The 21,348-nt window shown below is 34.7% G+C and carries 17 protein-coding genes and 1 riboswitch; of the genes, 3 read left to right on the top strand and 14 right to left on the bottom strand.

The genetic code is table 11. The annotated features are described in order from the left end of the window. The 8 genes from EZV73_RS26590 to EZV73_RS26555 form a co-directional block, all read right to left on the bottom strand. The coding region (locus EZV73_RS26590) for a hypothetical protein (protein WP_240843574.1) at window positions 1–1,111 on the bottom strand (1,111 nt) is incomplete at its 3' end. A 307-nt stretch (window positions 1,112–1,418) separates the two neighbouring features. After that, the gene (locus EZV73_RS26585) at window positions 1,419–2,096 is read right to left on the bottom strand and encodes a 4Fe-4S binding protein (protein WP_240843572.1); all 678 of its coding nucleotides are present in this window, start codon (window positions 2,094–2,096) and stop codon (window positions 1,419–1,421) included. A gap of 1 nt (window position 2,097) precedes the next feature. Further along, complete coding sequence (locus tag EZV73_RS26580; protein WP_240843571.1) at window positions 2,098–2,811, bottom strand: amino acid ABC transporter ATP-binding protein; 714 nt, start codon at window positions 2,809–2,811, stop codon at window positions 2,098–2,100. Continuing rightward, the gene (locus EZV73_RS26575; protein ID WP_240843570.1) at window positions 2,801–3,541 is read right to left on the bottom strand and encodes an amino acid ABC transporter permease; all 741 of its coding nucleotides are present in this window, start codon (window positions 3,539–3,541) and stop codon (window positions 2,801–2,803) included. Before EZV73_RS26575 ends, EZV73_RS26580 begins: the two co-directional genes overlap by 11 nt. Before the next feature lie 8 nt (window positions 3,542–3,549). After that, window positions 3,550–4,350 (bottom strand): transporter substrate-binding domain-containing protein, encoded by an 801-nt coding sequence (locus tag EZV73_RS26570; RefSeq protein WP_240843569.1) that lies wholly within the window; start codon window positions 4,348–4,350, stop codon window positions 3,550–3,552. A gap of 94 nt (window positions 4,351–4,444) precedes the next feature. Beyond that, window positions 4,445–6,184, bottom strand: coding sequence for a transporter substrate-binding domain-containing protein (locus tag EZV73_RS26565; RefSeq protein ID WP_240843568.1), 1,740 nt, complete (start codon window positions 6,182–6,184; stop codon window positions 4,445–4,447). 78 nt (window positions 6,185–6,262) lie between these two features. Continuing rightward, complete coding sequence (locus EZV73_RS26560; protein ID WP_240843567.1) at window positions 6,263–8,164, bottom strand: ATP-binding cassette domain-containing protein; 1,902 nt, start codon at window positions 8,162–8,164, stop codon at window positions 6,263–6,265. Window positions 8,165–8,174: 10 nt separating this feature from the next. Further along, on the bottom strand, window positions 8,175–10,148 hold the full coding sequence (locus EZV73_RS26555) for an ABC transporter ATP-binding protein/permease (RefSeq protein WP_240843566.1): 1,974 nt from the start codon (window positions 10,146–10,148) through the stop codon (window positions 8,175–8,177). A gap of 376 nt (window positions 10,149–10,524) precedes the next feature. Here EZV73_RS26555 and EZV73_RS26550 point away from each other — a divergent pair, with 376 nt between their 5' ends. Beyond that, a complete protein-coding gene (locus EZV73_RS26550; protein WP_240843564.1) occupies window positions 10,525–11,421 on the top strand; it encodes a helix-turn-helix domain-containing protein in 897 nt (298 codons plus the stop codon). 31 nt (window positions 11,422–11,452) lie between these two features. Here EZV73_RS26550 and EZV73_RS26545 read toward each other — a convergent pair whose 3' ends face one another. Further along, on the bottom strand, window positions 11,453–11,902 hold the full coding sequence (locus EZV73_RS26545; protein ID WP_240843563.1) for an MSCRAMM family adhesin SdrC: 450 nt from the start codon (window positions 11,900–11,902) through the stop codon (window positions 11,453–11,455). Window positions 11,903–12,037: 135 nt separating this feature from the next. Here EZV73_RS26545 and EZV73_RS26540 point away from each other — a divergent pair, with 135 nt between their 5' ends. After that, window positions 12,038–13,717, top strand: coding sequence for a DUF262 domain-containing protein (locus EZV73_RS26540; protein WP_240843562.1), 1,680 nt, complete (start codon window positions 12,038–12,040; stop codon window positions 13,715–13,717). Between the two features lie 17 nt (window positions 13,718–13,734). Here the strand turns inward: EZV73_RS26540 and EZV73_RS26535 are convergent, their stop codons facing one another. Then, window positions 13,735–13,956, bottom strand: a complete 222-nt coding sequence (locus EZV73_RS26535; protein ID WP_240843561.1) for a hypothetical protein — start codon at window positions 13,954–13,956, stop codon at window positions 13,735–13,737. A gap of 143 nt (window positions 13,957–14,099) precedes the next feature. Between EZV73_RS26535 and EZV73_RS26530 the strand changes: the two genes are divergently transcribed. Continuing rightward, window positions 14,100–15,482, top strand: coding sequence for a YdiU family protein (locus EZV73_RS26530; RefSeq protein ID WP_240843560.1), 1,383 nt, complete (start codon window positions 14,100–14,102; stop codon window positions 15,480–15,482). Between the two features lie 75 nt (window positions 15,483–15,557). Here the strand turns inward: EZV73_RS26530 and EZV73_RS26525 are convergent, their stop codons facing one another. The 4 genes from EZV73_RS26525 to EZV73_RS26510 all read right to left on the bottom strand — a co-directional run bounded on the left by EZV73_RS26525 (window position 15,558) and on the right by EZV73_RS26510 (window position 21,284). After that, window positions 15,558–16,769, bottom strand: coding sequence for a metallopeptidase TldD-related protein (locus EZV73_RS26525; RefSeq protein WP_240843559.1), 1,212 nt, complete (start codon window positions 16,767–16,769; stop codon window positions 15,558–15,560). 8 nt (window positions 16,770–16,777) lie between these two features. Further along, window positions 16,778–18,112 (bottom strand): TldD/PmbA family protein, encoded by a 1,335-nt coding sequence (locus tag EZV73_RS26520; RefSeq protein ID WP_240843558.1) that lies wholly within the window; start codon window positions 18,110–18,112, stop codon window positions 16,778–16,780. Window positions 18,113–18,303: 191 nt separating this feature from the next. Beyond that, window positions 18,304–19,806: a Na+/H+ antiporter NhaC family protein gene (locus EZV73_RS26515; protein WP_240843557.1), complete on the bottom strand. Its 1,503-nt coding sequence runs from the start codon at window positions 19,804–19,806 to the stop codon at window positions 18,304–18,306. A 180-nt stretch (window positions 19,807–19,986) separates the two neighbouring features. After that, a riboswitch (Lysine riboswitch) is annotated at window positions 19,987–20,165 on the bottom strand. Window positions 20,166–20,537: 372 nt separating this feature from the next. After that, window positions 20,538–21,284 carry a nucleotidyl transferase AbiEii/AbiGii toxin family protein gene (locus EZV73_RS26510; protein ID WP_255814128.1) on the bottom strand — a complete coding sequence of 249 codons (747 nt, stop codon included), beginning with the start codon at window positions 21,282–21,284 and terminating at the stop codon, window positions 20,538–20,540. Between the last annotated feature and the right edge of the window lie 64 nt (window positions 21,285–21,348).

Genomic DNA, 21,348 nt, shown 5'->3' with positions numbered 1-21,348 from the left:
TGACGACCATTAAACCATTAATTTCAGCATAATTCGTAATATCTACAGCTACTTTGTTTAACATATCTTTGATTTGATTAGAGGATTTTGAGTACATTTCATACTTTAATGTAAAATGGTTTATTGGATTACCGTATCGGTCGACATGGTAACAATTTAGATGATTGACGTTAAAATCGATACCTAATTCCCCTACAAAAGGACTTGTAACTTCTTTCGGTGCTTCGTATTCAAGTGATGCATGAACATACCATATATCTCTTTTTCTTATAAATCTATAAGACACTACTTGATAAATCTTTTCAATTTTAAAGCCTTTATTTACACGATATCCATAATGCTGAGTTACTTTTTCCATCATTTCGTTACCATAATTGAAGTCAATGTCCTTAATAGTCAAATACTGTCCATATTTTTCTTCTAAACATCTTGGTATTCTAAGTTTCAACTCATCTCCAGAATATCTACAATTCTGATTACCATTTACTTCGTCTTTGGACCCGATACAGAAAAACATATGGTTTCGAGCATTTACCCATTCTTGTTTCCATTCGCTATGGGATAAACCAGAAGGCTTAAATTGCTTCTTGAAGAGCTTTTTAGTGCCAAAGCATACTCTTATAATGCCATCATCCAAATCATTTTCAAGTTTTATTAGTTTGTGTTGAAGATTGTCTAATTTACGTTTTTTATAATGTATATTACGTTCTAATTGCTTCTTTTCTTTCACAAGGTCTTTAAAATGTGTATCCGATTGTTTAAGGTCCTTTAGAGTCAAACCAATTTCTTTACTTTCTGATGTAAGTCTTTGTATGTCTTTACTTAAAAACTCAAGACGCATTTTCTTATCAGAAATCTCATCATTCATCAACTCTATCCTTGAATCTATAAGTCCACTTATATAACAATACATACTATTAAACTGTCTGGCAAGTATACCATGTTCTGATATGTATTTCTTTTTGAGTTGATTTCTTTTCATTTTTTTACATGCTAAATCAACAGAAAGTTTACATGATAAACGTGACCAGAAGTCTGCGATTTCATTAAGTACAGAGTAGTATGATTCTATTCTAATTTTCTCCTGGTAAGTGACATTAATTACAGACATAAAAAAATAACTCCTTTGAAAAACAATAAATAAATCTAGGAATTATTAATATAAGTAAACATATATATATGGTGAAAAGCAAATTAGATAATAATAAAATAAATATACTTTATTATACCAGAAAAGGTACCCGAACACAAGTTCGCAACACGCTAAATGTCAAAATTAATAAAAGAATGTTAATATCTACACACATATGTTCAAATTAACTTTCTATGTTTTACTGCATTTTTACATATTTTTCTATGTTTTTTGCAACTGCAGCTAACCCCCACTGAGGTAAAATAAAAGCCGTATAAAATACGACTTAAAATACCTTAGAAACTTGAATGGCATCCATTGGACATGTCATGATACAAGAGCCACAATCATCACATTTATGAGATAAGACCTTATATGGCGCTCCCTCCTCAATGGCCTTAAATGAACAGACATCTTTACACTGACCACACTCTATACACTTATCTGTAATAATAGGACCCGCTTCATTATAGGACATACCGCCAAACTCAAATCTTGTTCTTAAAACCTTATGGTCTCTCTTTGTACATTCAAAGTCATAATCAAAGATTTCACCCTTGGCCTTGTAAATAACAAAGTTGCCATCTTTCATGGCTGGATACTTATCCATATCATAAACTGCCAGTTCCAAATCCTTATTGGTCTTAGCCAGTTCTCTCACTTCATTTTCTTCTAGATGTCTTACTTCACCAATCAATCTAATGGTATAGCCTGGAGGAAAATCTGGTACGCCCTCTTCATCATGGCCCAGTATTCTTGAATCTGTAATACCACAAACAGTCACCTTTTTAGAAGCCTTTAACTGCCTTCCATATGGCTTGTTCCACATGGTTCTAAAATAGATGCCATTTTCATCATAACCATTAAAATGAGCCACTCTAGAATGTACTTCACCATTATGAATGGTCGAAAAAGTCAACACACCGATTGCCTCAAACATCTCATAAATCTCTTTAACTGTCATCTTATCCCCTTTCATTTTCTAAAAAATGCTTTAAAACATCACTTGAAGGACGCTGAAGTATATGAGGTCCTTCTTCTACAATCTTTCCTTCTTCCATGAAAACAACATAATCTGCAAACTCTCTAGCAAAACCCAGTTCATGGGTGACAAATACAAACTGAGTCCCAGACGATTTCAGTGCTTTTACCGATTCTAAAACTTCCCTTGTCAGTATAGGGTCAAGGGCAGCTGTTGGTTCATCCATAAATATAATTTCTGGGTCTGTGGCAAGTGCCCTGGCAATAGATGCACGTTGTGCTTGTCCACCAGAAACTTGGTCAGGTTTTTTATGCATATGGTCTTCAAGTTGCAAACTGGAAAGCAAGTCTACAGCCTTTTTATCAGCCAGTTGATTGTCCATCTTATAAATTTTATCCAAAATCATTGTGATGTTGTCTTTCAAAGTCAGATGTGGAAACAAGTTATGTTTTTGAAAGACCATGCTTATAGACTTTTGATAAGCCCTTATATCACCTATACCCAGTTCATGTTTGTTAAACTCGATTTTGCCAGAATCTACTTCTTCTATCCCAGTCATCATTCTAAGTAGGGTTGATTTACCACACCCACTCTGGCCAATAATGGCGATGGACTTATAAGATGAAATATTCAAGCTAATATCATCAAGGACAACTTGGTCATAAGACTTTCTTAAGTTGTTGATTTTAATGTCCATTTTCCACCTCAGCTTTCGTTAAATACTTTGCCAGTCTCGATAAAGGAATGGTAATAAGCAAGTAGACCATCCATAAAACAAAGTAACCTTCAATGTAGCGATAAGACTGGTTTGATAAAACAGACGTCGTATAAAAGATCTCCGATATAGCTATGGTAGACAGAATGGATGTCCCCTTAATAATCCCTGATAGGTTGTTGATTAATGAGGGAACAATTGGCCTAATCATCTGTGGCAAAAGTATATACCTGTACTTTTGATAAATTGAAAAGCCATAGAAATCCATGACCATAAACTGACTTTTATCAATGGCTCTATAAGCCCCGTCAAAGGCATTGGTCATATAGGGACTCATGTATAAGGTAATGGCAAGAAAGCCAAGCATCATCTTGTTTCTAATCCCTAAAGCCACGCCAATGATATATACCACAACAAAAACAAGTACCAGAAGTGGGGTCCCCATGATGATTTCTTTGTAGATACCAGCAGTCACTTTCAGAAACACTGAAGATGATTCTGTCAGTAAAAAGAGCATAAAGCCAATGACCATGCTGCTTAGCATGGCAAAGATGCTCAAATACAAAGTTGTCCAAGTAGCCTTAAGTAGCATGGCCTTATTTTCTATTAAGAAGGAAAAATCTAGTACATCTGAAACTTGCATGATCATTAAAACTGCCAAGACAAGGTATAAGAGGACTGATAATATAATTTGAACCATTCTTGATTTCATGTCATCCCTTATTTGTTTAAGTAGTAATCTAAAGTCATTGAAGCATCAAATAACTTTTTGCCTATTTCTTCATTCCAGTCACTTTTAAGTTGGTCAGTTAAACCGGAATCTTCCATTGTATCAATAAAGTCATTGACTTGGTCTAAAAGATCTCTATTGCCTTCTTTTACAGCCATGGCAATGTCAGAAAGTTCAATGGCATTTTTGTACATCAGGGTTGTCTCTTTGTTGGTATCATGCATACCATAAAGTGTGTAAGCACCAACCAGTACATCAGCACCACCTGTCGCAATTTCTCTTTCTGCAACTGCATCACTTGTCACAGCCTGAACCTCGTAACCATATGATTGTGGAATTGAAACTGCAATGGAACCTGTAATACCAATAAATCGCGCATTTAATAAAGAGAAAAAGCTGTCTACAGACATCTCATCACTGACTTCATTATTCTCGGCAAAATCTTTATTAACTAGGGCAACAATCTTGTCATACATATAAGGCTTAGAAAAATCAACGGTTTTCTCACGTTCCTCTGTAACGGACATAGAACCAATAACGATATCAATCTCTCCACTTTGTAAAGCTGGTATCAACATCGGAAACTCAGTATTGACTATCTCAACATTTCTTCCCAAATAGTCCCCAAGTGCCTTAGAAATATCTACTTCTACACCAGAAGGATTTCCCTCAGCATCCATCCCTGTAAAAGGGTAAAATCTTAAATCCATCCCCACTCGTAAACTTTCATCATCTGATTGGCAAGCAACCAATAAGAGTGACAAGAGTATTAACACAACAAATTTCTTCATATCCATCTCCTTTAAATAAGTTACCCCTAGCTTATCAAGCCATCAACTTGTTTAGAATATAAAAAAAGCTTCATTTCTTATCAAAATGAAACCTTTAATCATTACTTACTGGAAACTTTATTTCAAAATGAGGCTTTTGATCTCCCACATAGTAGATTTTACCTCCTAAAGTATAGTGGATAATATTATAAACCTTATATAGTCCTAAGCCCATATGGCCACCTCTATCAGAAGTGTGAAAAGGCTCGAACATTTGAGAAACTATCTCAGGCTTAATGACAAGGGATGAATCATAATATTTAATGATGCATGTCTCATCATCTTTAAGAGCAGATATTTTAATGTAACCTAAATCCAAGACAGCATAATTAAGTGAGTTTTTCATTAGATTTGAAAAGACAAGAACCAGTAGTTCAAGGTTACTTTTAAGACTCAAAGACATTTCAAAATCATACTCGATCTCTAAGGACATATCCTTAAAGACCTGATGATAAGAAAGCGCCACAGCATCCGACAATTTTACTTGTCTAAAAGATCGTTCGCCCTTTTTAATTGAAATCTCCTTAAAGTCATCTATGATGGCCTTGACCTTGTTGAGACCACTTTCATTAAGGTCACACAGAGACTGCATCTTATCAAATGACTTGCCCAGTTTGCCCCTAGACAGTTGATCGGATTCAAGCAGTCGACTTAAAACCTTAAGTTCAGAATGTATGGCCGAATTGGATATTAAAGAAGAACCTACCGGTGTATTAAGTTCATGTGATAGGGCTGTAACCAAAGAACCCAAGGAGGCTATTTTTCTGGCTTCAACCAATTCTACCTGAGTATCCTTTAAAGACTGAATGGATTTTTCTAAGGCCTCATTGACCCCAAGTAGCTCACGCGTTCTTTCCTCTACTGTTTGCTCAAGTGAATCGTTCATTTCCTTAAGGAGCTTTTGCTGGTCTTTGTTCTTATTAAGCGCCCCCGTCAGTTCATCGGTTTTCTTGTTAACCTCTTTTTTTAAACTCCTATTCCATATAACAATAAAAAGGGCTATGACTGCAATAACTGCAAGTGATAATGTAATGACATTGAACCATATGGTCCATTCATTTCGTGTTAACGATACCCACTCACCTTCAATATCCTCTTTAACTTGATCTGGCATATTATTGAGTATCATATTGAAATCTTTTAGCAAATCTCCTTGATCGTCATCAATCATAAAAGCCAAATCAGTGGATATGTCTAAGTTAATGTTATGGAGCACCTTTAAGTTGACGACATTTAAATCATCCACATAATATGAGGCTTGAGCAAGTTCACAAATAAAGGCATCGTAGTTGCCTACTGATAAACCCTTGATCCCCTCATCAACGGTAGAAACATAGACAAATTCTTTGTCAGGATATCTTTTTTCAACTTTAGAAGACACTGTAAAGCCTTCAATCAAGGCTACATTTGATTTCATCAAGTCCGCTTCATCTGAAAAATCCATGGAGTTCCTAGTGAGTGCCACACTTTCTATGTCATAAGTAAAATCTGTAAAATAAGCAAAGGCCCTTCTCTCTTCAATAGAAGCAACTGCAGATACAGCATCCAGTTTATTATTTTTTAAATCATCTATCATGTCATTGAAGTTCTTGTAAATCACATATTCAAAGCTCAAGTTAGAGTTATCACTCATCCAATCAATGATATCAGGAAATATCCCTACAATTTCACTGCCATCCATATACTGAACAGGTGCATAGTCTTCATCTAAACCAATTCTTACAACACGTTCACTTGTTTGAATCGGTGAACAAGCCACAAGCAAGATAATAAGTGCAATTAGATATTTTTTCATATTGCCTCCTGATTAAATTCATACCCGATTGAAATAATAAAAAACAAGAAAGACCCCAATGGAGTCTTTCTGAAGTAATTATAGATTATTGATATTTGATAATACTGATTTTCTTAAAATTAGATAATTACCACTGTAAATAGATACTAAAGTAAAGAGCGAGATAATCCCAAAGAGGCCTAATGATATCCAACCTATATTTAAAGTATCTAAGATTTCTGCCATTGATGTATAGTAGTCCAAATTTGATAACATGATAAGTGAGAAAAGATTCATAGCAAGCAGTACGAGTATAAGTGCAATCAAACTAATTGTAAACATCTCAGATGCAAAGACTCTCAGTATATTGGATTTGCTATACCCCAGTGCTCTATAAAGGCCAATCTCAAACTTTCTTTCAAACAAGGAAGTATATTGCAAAGACAAGAAAGAGACCAAAGCGATGCCTATTATCAAATAAAGCGATATCTTAGACAGATTTAAAAAGGAATCTATATGCCTGTATATACCATCAAGTTTTATCTTATAGTCTTCATTGACACTTAATCCTAACGTGGATAGTTCTTCAATAATCGACTCATTGGCTTGTCTATAAAGATTGTCCTTATAGACTTTTATATGGTCATACTTAACGCCACCCGGGTATTCAAACAAGTCAAAGAAGCCATCTACAAAGTATACCTTATGATAGTCTTCTGCAATTTTCTTATCATCTAGCAGTCCTACTATTTTAACTCTAGGCATACCATACTCAGCAATGAAAAACTGTTTCCAATCAACCAATGAAAAAACATAATCACTGGTGACTTCACCAGTTAAGTACTGGTCATATAGTCTCTCTCCACCAATATTTAAATCCTTAAGCAAAAGAATGGCACCTTCTGCAGTCATCAAAATTTCATAAGGATTCTCAGGAAAACGACCATCTGTGATGATACTTTTGATATAATCATTGCCTGTAACGTTTTCAACAAGCGACTCCGTTGACTTACGGGTTGACTCATAGTTTGAAGCAGCGACACCTATTGTTAAATCATAGTAGGGTGTGATATGAGTCACATTGTCTACATCTCCAAAAGTTTCAATTTCATTGTTTTCAAAGTAAAGGACATTGATCCCGTCTTCTATAGCGGATTCATGCATGTACCTCTTAAAGAACTCACCTTCTAATATGAAGGTACCAGAAGCCACCAGTAATATAAATGTTGTTAAAAAGAGATACTTAAGTGAAAACTTTTTTCTGCCTGTAAGTGATTTTCTTGCCAGCCAAAAAATATTCTTTTTATATGTCCTTTTGTTCTTTTGGGTATTGGGATGAATGTCTTTCTTGTTCATATCATCTTCAAGGAGTTGTCCGCTTTTTACATGGATAATCCTATCACTGTATGTTTCAGCTATATGACGATTATGTGTGACAAACAAAACCAATTTTTCTTTAGAAAGCTTCTTAATAATCTCAACAATAGACTTTTCAGTTTCATCGTCTAAAGAACCTGTAGGCTCATCACAGATGATGATATCTACATCTTTGGCAATCATCCTTGCAATAGCCACTCTTTGTTGTTGGCCACCTGATAAATGCTTGGGATGTTTGTCCATATTTGCTTCTAGACCCATATCAATAAGGATTTCCTTGGCGCGTCCTATCTTGTCTTTAACGTCATCATCCATAGATACAATGACATTGTCAACAATGGTCAGGTGTTCAACTAAGTTAAACTGTTGAAAGACATAACCGATACGCTCTCTCCTAAATTGCTCAAAGTCTGTTACTTCTTCATCATTGAATTTAATCATACCCGAATCAATGGTGTCTAGACCACCGATGACATTTAAAAGCGTTGTCTTTCCGTTACCACTGCTACCTAAAATTGAGACAAAACCTTTATTAGAAAACTTAACATTTACACCCTTTAGGACTGTTTGAAATTTATCTTTTCTTATTTGATAGTTCTTTTTTATGTTTATAAGTTCCAGCATACTAACCACCTTATTTATGTTTGATTAAAGAGACGATATTGATTTTCTTAAACTCCTGATGTATAGATGTCATAATAATAGTCACGACAATTGATGTCACTATTACTAAGGCGTAAGGTGCTAAGTAAGTCAGGTTTTCAAAACCAAACTTATTTGTCGGATCTAAGACATTCACGATGTAATCATTCATAATCAACTTTAAAGTCAACCATATGAGAAGTGAAAGTGTGATTGTAAAAATTGATATAATGACACCTTCCGTTACAAACATAGCCTTAATATTTTTAGATGTATAACCTAAAGACTTGTATATGCCAATGTTCTTCTTGTTTCTTACAATAGATGTTTGTATACCATTGTATATTGATATGGCTCCAAATATCAGCAAGATGAAACAGCCTACCATGAGAGTAATCTTATAACCATGAAGTCTCTCATGGTAATCATTTCTCTCTTTGGTAATTGTATCTCTACCTGATATCTGATAACCACGAAGCAAGAAGGCATCAAAAACATCATTTCTTAGATCAAAGTTCTCTTCTTCAATAAAGATGCTGAACTCCTGAAACTTGACACCACGTTCTCCTAAATAAACCACATCAATAAATGACATAAACTCCTGGTCTAAGACATATATGTTAGAGTTTAGTAAAAGAGAATCTTCATCCGTCACTTCATTGTCAAAATAGTTGTAGTCGTCAATAAGACCCACAATCTTTAAAAGTGCATCATAATATCTTTCCTCATTGTACTGATAGGTATTTAAATAAGATATATCTAGAGCTTGCAAATCAGACAACAAATCATCATCTGACATTTTACTCAAATCAGATAAGTCCCTGTTATCAGCCATCAGTATTTTGAGGGCAGCCCCCTTACTGTAGAGGATTTCTTGATTACTTTCCGGCAGAGAGCCTGCGATTAAATCATGATGAATAGACTGACCATAAGCCCCTTGGATATTATGTAAGGCCATGCTTGTCGCTTGATCACTAGAAGCCAGTCTAACATCCATATTAAGCTTAGCCATGTAGCCAATAATTTGGCTTTCATTTTCCATATTGTAATCATTCACAAAGGTCTTAAAGCCATCGACGGTATACCTGGTTGTATAAACATCTATTTTATCAACCTTGTACTTGTCTATATAAAAGTTGTCAACTTCCGTTTCAATCCCCCTAATGATGCCTGTCCCGAATAAAAAAATGGCTGATATGATGATGATTAAATAAGAAGCATTGAATAGGTCTATCCTCCTAGAAAGCAAGTTAAACTCAAATCTCTTGTTAAAGCTACGTCCCTTTTCAAGGCGGTCTTTTGGCATTATTTTTTTTTCATGAATGACTTCACACGAAATGCCAGATTTATCAAACTTTAGAATAGTATCTGCATACTGATGAGACAGTTTTTCATCGTGGGTAACAAATATCACGGTCCTGTCTTTAAATACATCCATAATCAAGTTCATGATATCTTGTTTGGTGTCTTCATCTAAAGAACCTGTTGGTTCGTCGCATAATAAGATATCAGACTCTCTTGCCAAGGCCCTGGCAATGGCCACTCTTTGTCTTTCACCACCTGATAACTGATGCGGTTTTTTATCTCTATGTTCATAAAGACCCACTTGCTTTAAAAGGTCAACGGCTCTTTCTTCCTTATGTTTAACATCATTGGTTAAGCTGATGGTTATGTTCTTAATTAAAGACAAATGACTGATTAAGTTTAAGCTTTGAAAGATAAAACTTACATGTTCTCTTCTAAACTTATCAAAGTCCGTCACTTGCTTGCCTTTGAAGTATAAGTCGCCATCAAAGTCCAAGTCGATACCACCGATGATATTGAGTAAAGTGGTTTTACCACTGCCACTTTCACCTAGGATGGATGTTTTTGTACCTTCCTTAAAAGTATAAGACAAGTCATCTAAGATTGTATGCGATTGATTGTTATGCTTGTATACTTTCTTTATGTTTCTAAGTTCAATCATAGGGTCTCCAAATCATATTAGTTTCTATCATCTTTATTTTAAAGCAAAAATTTATTTCGTGTTACGTACAAATTAATTTTATATTGAATTATACATATTGTCATTACATTCTTTTCATAATCGTCATTTTATCCCTTAAATTGTCTTAATATTTAGAAAAAACATTTACTTTATCCATTAAGGATTACTAGCAAAGTAACTTTCTAGAGAATAAGTCGGATTTTTATCAATAGGTATTATCCATTTTCCTGCAATTTCTACCTCAACTATAATAATAGTTTAAACTTTATCATAGGTATAAAATTCTCCTAAAATCTCTATATTCCCTTTACCATTTGTATCCATCTTGTGATATCATATATAAAAGGAGGACTCAATGAACGATTATTTTGGCAATGTCATAAAAGAACTAAGAACCTTAAAAAATATCACACAAACTCAATTATCTGAAGGCATATGTACAGTCAAACATTTATCACGTATAGAAAATAATCTGGCCAATCCAACGCTTCTATTACTGTCTGAGTTCTCCAAGCGATTAGGAAATGAATTATTTGATTATATACCCTACATATCCGAACCAAATGCCTATCAGCTCAAAAGGGAAATTCAAACGGCCAATGATCTATTCAGCAAGCAAAAGCATGATGAGACATTAGATCTTCTTTTGAACTCAGAGATTCTCAACAATACCGATTGCACCATTGTGAATCAGGAATCAGCTTGGTTAATGGGTGCCTTAAGTAATTACGTTGAAGTGCCTATTACAATTTCTATAGAATACTATGAGTATATTCTAAGAAAGACCAGAGAGTTTGGAACAATCTATGAGTTATTTGACTTTCCATTAAGTCCATTAGAGCTCAGGATCATGAATTCCATTATTGTTCTATATTTAAAGGACAGTAACTTTGAAGTGGCTGAAACACTACTTGTTAAATCTATTAACAATTATGAACGCCATAATACACATCTTACAGATGATGTCTATTCGCGTTTCTTATATAATCTTTCTAGACTTTACTTAGAACTGAACTTCTATCCAAAGTCTGTTTCTGTATCAAAAAAAGGCATCGATCACTGCCTTAAACTAAATAAGACTGCTTATCTAGCAGACCTTTGCAATATTTATGGAAGAGCATCTTATAAAGCAGATGACATTGAAGAAGGGAAAAAATACCTTCGTATTTCAATCGAGCTTTACAAGCTGGTTAATGCCCATAATGATTATGAAAAAATGTATAAAACACTCAAAGAAAGATATGATTTATAGTCATATCTTTCCTACTTTTTTATCTTCTTATCTATGAATGATACCCCGGATCTTCATCGCCTTCTGAATGCCAGCCTGGATCTTCATCGCCTTCTGAGTGCCAACCTGGATCTTCGTCACCTTCTGAATGCCAACCTGGATCTTCGTCGCCTTCTGAATGCCAACCTGGATCTTCGTCRCCTTCTGAATGCCAACCTGGATCTTCGTCACCTTCTGAGTGCCAACCTGGATCTTCGTCGCCTTCTGAATGCCAACCCGGATCTTCGTCGCCTTCTGAATGCCAGCCTGGATCTTCGTCGCCTTCTGAATGCCAGCCTGGATCTTCGTCGCCTTCTGAATGCCAACCTGGATCTTCTCCATTAGCAAGCCCCATAGGGATAAATACTGTGTTTACAAAAACACCTATTGTTAAACATACCATTAGTACAATTGCTAAACTAATTAAACTGCTCTTTTTAAAATTACTGATTTTACTTCTCATCGAATCACCTCCACAAGGTGAGTATATAAGCATATTGCAAAACCGTAAATTGACATATATGTCTACCTGCACAGCTTTCATAATGAGGGTAAATATGATATTCTTTCCTCGAAATAGTAATGTATTGGAGGTATAATGCAAGATCAATTCGCAGTTAATAATAAATGTTTTTCAGAAATTATGAAGAATAGAAAAGCATTCATCGTATCTAAATTTCAACGATCTTACTCTTGGGGAGAAAACCAGTGGCATAAGCTTTGGCAAGATATAAGAATTACAAAAGCAAATGAAGAAGAACTTTTTCTCGGCTCTATAATGACAACATACAATGACACAGAAGATGTATTTTATCTGGTCGATGGTCAACAAAGGCTTCTTACAATAAGTATTTTGATCTTGTGTATTGTTGAGAAGTATTATAAGCTCATTGATTATGGTCTTGATGTAGAAAAGAACAAAACAGAGATAGAAAGTTTGTATCATAATTATCTTCTATATGAAGATTCTAATACAAACACTAAGATGGGTCTTAATGAAATCAACCAGGACTTTTACTTTGAAAATCTAATAAATCTTAAGGCACCTAAAAATATTGGAAAACTCCATCCATCTAATCGTAGCCTCTATAACTGTTTCAACTTCTATTCTCAAAGAATAGACATTGAATGTAAATGGTTAAAAGATACAGGTGAGCTGGGAAAACTCCTAGACCATGTTGTTAACAAACTTTTTTTTATTGATATTCATTCAAAGGACATCAATCAAACCTACATCATCATGGATGCTTTAAAAAACAACGGTATTCAAACAGCTATTACAGATTCCTTGAAAATACATATTTTTGATCTTCTGAAGGCAAGTGATAAAAAGAAAGTCAACAATGAGTGGCAAGAGATCATCAAAATGGTTTCAACAAAGGGCTTTCCTCTGTTTCTTAAACATTATCTACAAACATGCAAAGGTAGTATCCAAGATGAAACCTTGTTTGAAGTCCTTAGAGATACCATCAAAACAAGAGATGATGGTCTTAAACTCATTCATGACCTATATCATCTAGCACCCTTTTATGGCGCTTTAACAGGTAGCAATTTATCCTATGTAAATGAAGATGATGATATTGTAAAATCAATCAATGAACTTAAACTCTTTGGTATTTTAGAAGTCATACCTCTTTTACTAAGCGTTTACAAGAAGAAGGATCCAGCACTACTGAAAGAAGTTTTGAAGATGTGTGCAACAATTGTATTTAGGTATGCCATCATAGGTGCCATGCCTACCAACAAATTAGAACCAGTTATCAATGAAACAGCACTTCTGGTTAACCAAAATAAACTGACAAACTCGGATGATATATTCAAGAAAATCAAACATTTACACATTGATAAAGAGCAGTTTAAAAACTCATTTAAAAGAAGATCTATAAATACAAATACGCATAAAGAACTGGTCTCTTATATTTTAATAATGATAGAAAACAAGTTATCAGATGCTTCTTATTCTTATTTTTCTAATGATGCAATCATAGAACATACATTACCAGAAAGCCCTAGCAACCACTGGAAAGTCAATTTTCATAAAGATCATATTGATGATTATATATATAGGCTAGGTAATTTAACCTTGCTTGAGACAGATTTACATAAGGAAACTTATCATCAATATTTCAAAGAAAAAAAGACCATATATGATAGAAGTCACTATCAAATAAGTCACACCTTTACAATGAACAACTGGGATCCAGCAACTCTAGAAAAAAGGCAACTTTTATTGGCAAAGGTCGCTGAAGAAATCTGGCGTTATGAGAAAAAAAAATAGCAGTTCAAATTGAACTGCTATTTGTCACTTTCTGTTTTCACTTTTTTTAAGTACTTATCTTTTAGTAAATTCTTATCTTCTAATTGCTTAATTTTCTTCTTCAAAGATTCAATGTATTCTGTGGCTATTTGGACACCACCTCTTACCTCAATATCATCATGAGTCTTTAAATCTTCAAGCCATTTCATAACCGACTTCTCTCTTAAATTATCAAATGTTTTATCTTCTTTAATCAGCATAATAATCCTTTCTACATCCATTACTAGTTTAACTGTTTTTCATGGCTTTTAAAAGTAAAATCCTCTAAAGTCTCTTGTTTCAGCAAATGACTATATGCTATAGTATAATTATAGTATACCAAATTAGTAAAGATGAGGTGTTTATGAATAAAATCGGATGGCAATATAAATATACTTACAAAACCTTACCAAGCATTATGTTTTCAGAAATATACCCTACACCAGTAAAAGCACCTGAAATGGTTGTTTTAAACGAAGATTTGTGTCAGGACTTGGGCCTTAAAAGCATGTATCTGACACCAGCAGATTTATCTGGTAATGATCTAAACCAGTCTCAGCCTTATGCTCAGGCCTATGCAGGCCATCAGTTTGGTCACTTCACAATTCTTGGTGATGGCCGTGCAATCATTTTAGGTGAACACCTAACACCAAATAATATTCTTATGGACATTCAACTTAAGGGTTCAGGACGAACCAGGTTTTCTCGTTCAGGAGATGGTCGAGCAACATTATCTTCTATGCTTAGAGAATATATTATCAGTGAAGCCATGTACGCCTTAAATATACCGACTACTCGTAGTTTGGCAGTTGTTAAATCTGGTGAAACCGTCATGAGAGAAAAACCTAATCAAGGTGCCATTTTGACTAGAATCTCTAAAGGCCATATTCGAGTGGGCACATTTCAATTTGCAGCCATGTCTGATATTGAGGATCTAAAAGCCTTGGCTGACTATTCAATCGACAGACTCTACCCAACTATTAAGGGGCCTGAGCCATATCTTCAGCTTTTAAATAAAGTGATTGATGAACAAGCTTTACTAATCGCTAAGTGGCAATCTATAGGCTTTATCCATGGTGTTATGAATACCGATAACATGTCTATTGCTGGTGAGACCATTGATTATGGACCATGTGCTTTTATGGATACTTATCATGAGGCAACAGTCTACAGTGCCATTGATACTCAAGGTCGATATGCCTATAAAAATCAACCCATTATCGGACAATGGAATATCGCAAGATTTGCAGAAACTTTGATGCCACTTCTAGACGAAGATGAAAACAAGGCATTACAGCTTGCAAATAAAGCTGTCGAAGCTTACATGATCAAACACAAACACTATTGGCATCAACTCTTCAGTAAAAAGATTGGCTTACTAGATAGCCCTAGACCACTTATCCATAAGCTTTTAAGTCTTATGCAAGAACATAAACTTGACTTTACAAATACATTTGCAAGTTTATCAAATCCAGATTTTGAAGATGAAAGACTGGCCAGTTTCTTGAAAGAGTGGCGAACATTTGACATTGATTATGATTTGATGAAACAAACAAATCCTAGGGTGATACCAAGAAACCATCTAGTGGATCAAGCCTTAAAGGCTGCTGATAAAAATGACTTTAAACCTTTTAAATCATTGATGAAGATCTTAAAAGATCCTTATAACTATGACATAGAAGAAGTTCAATATACAAATCAACCTCAACCACATGAACGTGTCTTAAGAACTTATTGTGGTACTTAGATCACTATAAGAACATATAAAGAAAAGATATACAATAAAAGACTGTCACTAAGTTATGAGTGACAGACCTTCTTTTTAGTCTATGGTCATTTTACAAACAGTTACTTTTCCGTGGTCATTTGAGTAAAATGGACTTTCAAAAGTACCTATGTAGTCTTTACCAAACATATCGTACAAATGAGATTTTATTTGAAACTCAGGTAATACACCAACAATGTTACCTGCATCATAAAGGAATGCTTTTTGAACAGGTGTTGCAAACGCGCCATCTGAAGTGTAATCACCACCAGCTGCTATGACAACCATGATGGCCTTTCCAATAGATTCTAAGTTCTCTGAGTCTACTTCAAAAGATAAGTTTGTATAGCCAATTGAAGGTACATCATCAAAGGCACCCGTTGCAGAACCTGTTTCCGGTAGATCATACCTATTGGCTACCTTTTTGTTGGAAAAGCCGCAATTGATTACGCCATTTGTAATAAGAGGATACTTATAGTTTTCCATGACAGTGCCTTCTTTATCAAAGAAAGGTCTGAATGCAGTCACAGGATTGAAGTTTTGAACCACATTAAACTTATCATTGAACATTTTACTACCTATCTTCTCTGTAAAAATAGAAGCCTTTGAGCCGATTTTTTCACCATTTAACTCCTGTAATAGCTTAAGTCTCAAGAGGTCTTCTCCCTCCATAAATATAACAGGAAGTTCTTTTTCCTCAGGCATATCTACTTTGTTGCTATAGGCTTTTAAAAGCTTTTTATTAAAAGACTTAAACTTGTCCATATCAAAATGGCGGCCAGAGTAAGCTAAGAAACCATCAAACAAGTTGGCTAGGGCCTTCTCTTTTAAAATAAAGCCAATTTCCACATATTTATCTTCATATACCAGATCAGTGCCTTGTGAATCTGTAAATGAAATGGTCTCTTCTACCAGTTTGGCAACTTCAGAAAAATCAAACTCATCATATGCCTTTAAAAAGTCTAAGATTTCTTCAACAGTATCCTTTAGTCCATCATGACTTAAATCACAATCATTTAAGATAACACTTTCCTTTTTAACAGGATTCAGTTCATATGGATAAGGAATACCGATGGATAGGTTGCTTTTAGCCTGGCTTTCCAAGTCTTCTAACTTACAAGAACCGATAGCTCCTGCAATACCTATTTTATCTTCTTCTATGACTCTGACTGCCTGCTTGACGATATTCTTTTTTCTTACTGCAGAAACTTCTGTATTGAGTACCCTGACAGTTGTCTCTTTTGAATGAATTTTATAATGCTGTTTCATGATTCCTCCTATTGTACATTCAACTTTTTCACACGAATAAATGGACCACCAAAACCAACTGGTAATGGGTATTGTTCCATTTTGCCACAGCCACCACCTACAAAACTGAGTAACTCAAATTCCTCACTGATACCATCAATTTCATCTAAAGTAGAAAACACATTACCTGTTACGACTGATACCTTTAATGGCCTTGTAATCTTCCCATTTTCAATCTTATAAGCTCTGTTTGGTGCTATTGTAAAAGTTGTCATACCAGAACCATGTCTAATGGTATCAACAAAAATACCTTCTTTGATTTCTGAGATGATCTCATCTTTCTTCTTAGTGCCTTTATCTATATAAGTTGTGGTCATACGCACAATTGGTTCAAACTCAAAGTTCATAGCTCTGGCATTTCCAGTTAATGTTTCATTCAATGCAACAGCAGTAGGTGCCGAATGAAGTCTACCTGTCAATTGACCATCTGTAATGATCATTGTTTTCTTTGCCTTCGTACCTTCATCATCAAACTGAACAAAGCCACTACCAAGTTCATTACCATCATCTACTATGGTAACACCTTTAGCAGCTACCATTTTTCCTAGTTGCCATTCTTTGGCCATGGTTTCATCACCGACCATAAAGTCAGACTCACTCTTATGTCCAAAACTTTCATGAGTAAATACACCCGTCGCCATTGGAGATAAAACTACTGTATACTCGCCTGCTTGAACATTTTCAGCATGTTTTACATAATCAACTTGTTTTTTCACTTCATCTTCAAAGAAGTCCCATAGGTTCGTTAACGGTTCAAATGTTGTAAATGCTTTAGAAAAACTTTCACTGCCCTTTTCTTCTCCAATTGAAAACTGACATCTGATACCTATTCCAGTTGTCTGGTTATCAAATTCCAAATCAGCTCCTTTTGAGGAATAAAAGTTCTTTCTTACTTTTTTATCTACATACATGCATGTTGTTTGAACAATTTCATCTCTTTCAAAGATCATAAAATAAGACTCCAGCACAGACTTCTTTTTCTCAACAGGAATGTCTGTTACAGAGTTATCTTCAAACATCAAATGCTTATCCTTATGTACTTCAAAAGCTGCAACAACTGGATGAGTTTCGATATTTTCATTCAATTTAGCCATACTAGAAAGTGCAACTAACTCGTCTTGTACCTTATCAAGTTCTGTAGTGGCAGCATAATACCACTTATCTCCATCAAAGACCCTAATAAATGCGCCTTTATAGGCTCTCACCTTTTGTTGCTCTAATTTCCCATCTTTATAACCTATTTGTGTCTCAAATACGTCTTCTATTCTGACATCTGAATACAAGCCTTTCTTAAATGTATACATACAATCTCCTTTCGCTTTCCTATTCAGTATATCAAACGCGAAAAAAATTTTCTCGTTTCTTAATTACTTTTAAGAAAATTCTAACAATTCTTAAGATAAGAAATCATAGAGAATCAATCAAATACTATAAAAAGTGATTTAAAATAGAACTATCAAAAAACTTCTGACAATAATTCGTCAGAAGTTTATAGTTATGCTGCTTGTTCTACTTGCCTTTCAGCCTCATAAGATGCTTGACCAAACACCTTTACAATCCCATAAAGAACAATTGATGCTAATGGTAATGAGATCAAAGGACTCATACCGAGACCAGCTGGTACAAAACCAAAAACAATGGCAACGCCTGCAACAGTTAAGGCATAAGGAATTTGTGTTTTTACATGACTGATATGATTACATCCTGATGCCATTGAAGACATAATTGTTGTATCTGATACAGGTGATAAATGATCACCCATAACCGCACCTGTCAAGACAGCTCCAATGGTTGGTATAATAAGTTCAGCGCCACCTGTTAAGAAAGCAAGTTCTATTGCAATAGGCATAACAATCGCATTCGTTCCCCATGATGTACCTGTCGAGAATGCCACGATTGCTGGAACAATAAACATCATAGTTGGTATTAAGAACACGGGTACATTTTCACCGATTAACTCAACCATAACTTCTGCAGTACCTAAGTCTGAGTTGATACCACTCAATGTCCATGCAAGCGATAAGATCATAGCCGGTACAGCCATTGATTTTACACCTTCAACGAATGATTCAGAGATTTCAGCTACAGATATCTTTTGAAACAAAGACTGAATCCAGGCGACCACAACACCTAAAAAGGATGCCCATAATAAAACGACACTCGCATCTGCATTTGAATAAGCCTCTCTGATAGATGCCCCTTCAAAACCACCGCCATTTTGATAAAGACCAATAATGGTTGCTACAATTACAGTACCTATTGGTAGTATTGCATTGTACCATTTAGACGACAACTCTTCTACTTGATCATCAGAAGCTTTTTTTCTTGCCTTTCTTTCAGCTGCCAACATTGGACCAAAATCTTTTCCTGTAAAGATGATGACCAATACAAAGAATAAGGCCAGTAGGCTGTAAAACCTAAAAGGAATACTTCGTAAAAAGACATCATATGCCCCCATATTTAAACCAAACTTTTCTAATCCTTCTTGTATCAAGCCAAGTTCCATCCCAACCCAAGTAGATATCAATGCCATCGATGAAATTGGAGCTGCTGTTGAGTCTACAATATAAGCAAGTTTTTCTCTTGATATACCCATTCTATCTGTTATGGCTCTCATTGAGTTACCAACAATCAATGAGTTGGCATAGTCATCAAAAAATATAGCAAGCCCCAATAACCATGTAGAAAATAACGCCGACTTAGTTGAAACAGCTCTTTTAACTAAAAGACTGGCTAGACCTTTTGTACCCCCGTTTTTGTTTATGATGCCAATCAATCCGCCGATGATCAAACAAAATAGTAAAATAGATATGTTCCAAGAATCTGTTAATGCACCAACCAAATACTTGTTTAATACAGCAGTAAATCCTTCCACAGGACTACCGGTGACAATACATGCGCCTATAAAAATCGCAATGACTAGTGATAATAAAACTTCTCTCGTCAGAAGTGCCAAAACAATGGCAATAATAGGTGGTAATAAAGCTAATAGATTCATAAATAACTCCCTTCAAATTTTGATAATTGCTTTATGTCTTTGTTACTTATGAGAATGTCATTTATCGATAAAACTTCTCCTGTAAAGTATTTCACAATTTACTTACTCTGATATGCTTTTAATCCAATAAAAAAGCACATGACAAAAGTCAAGTGCATGATGCATAAACTTCCCGTCATCTCATAAGATAGCTCAACAATATAATGTGGGTGCATTATATTGACAGTCCTGTATTTATTCAATACAGACCCAGCATTGAGTTTGGACCTCAACACTTCGGCGATATCTCCTTTTAGTAAACGTCATCAGCTTCCAACTTCAGAATACTTACTGATAAATACCGCGCCTCTACCTCACACTTGATGAGGTAATTATTTAGTTAACGATTGCTATATTAACACAGTTTAGAAGGCTGGTCAACAAGAAAACGTATATTTATTCACTTCGAACCATATTCATACAATTCGAAATATTATAAGAAATACAGGATAAACCTAGAAAATTAAAATAAACTCTTTATCAATAAATATATGTTTTTTATTTTATGACTACAACAAAGCTTATGCATTTAGATATTTCTCATGCATCACCACCCCATTTTAATGAGCACGTGTGCTTCATTACACTTTTTAAGACACATTTTTCTTAAGACTCATCATTCGAAGTTTAGACTGTGCTTAAAATGAAAAACTTTCGAAATTAATCGAAAGTTTCATATGGATTTTAATTAATTAAATAATTCCCTTTGCCAGCCATTTAATTGCACTAACAGTGTCATTGTACCCAATATTATTTGCATATGAATAATTTGAAGAATATGCATTCCATAATTTATGGAGTACTTGTGATGCTTCAATACTATTTATTACCTCAGTGGAAAAGTTTAGCAAATCAATAGTTCCTCTCTTAGTAGCTGTGTTTTCAAAAGCTCTTCTAAACAATTCAAAATCTACTTCTTCACCTTTTAGTATTCGTAAAACATAAATATCATAATAATCTCTCATACGCGTATTGGCTACACCTCTACTCAAAACCGTTTCTAGCTTTTCAGCCAGAATTGTTTCCAGATTATAAGTTAAAATATCAATTTTTTCATTGCCAAACATTTTATTATACGAGTACTTTATTGCCTTAGGTGTGATTTTATCTCCAGTAGAAAAATCTAGTTTTAAATTCTGTACTATTCTTTCAAAATTGGCTTCCAAATGAATCCTGTATCCATTATATTCATCATCTTCTCTGATATTTTTTATACCTATTAGATTAAAAGTCACATCATCCTTTGTATCAATCACAATTATATCTTCAATCATTGATCTGATATTTGATTCACTCACAGAATAGTCTCTTATAGTTGCATCTAAATCCATTGTACTTCTATTCATAATGCCAATAAACGAAGCTATTAAGAAACCGCCTTTTAAAACAACAAAATCCTTATATTTACTTAAGGCAATCCTTTCTAGAACACGTTCCAGAAAAACTGCTGCAGTAAAACTTGAGGGTCTATCTTGTGTTTAGCAGCAAGGTTTTTTACTTTAT

The organism is Acidaminobacter sp. JC074, from assembly GCF_022496765.1.
In the GTDB taxonomy this organism is placed as follows: Bacteria; Bacillota; Clostridia; order Peptostreptococcales; family Acidaminobacteraceae; genus JABXKX01.
This window is presented reverse-complemented; position numbering and strand designations above follow the sequence as displayed.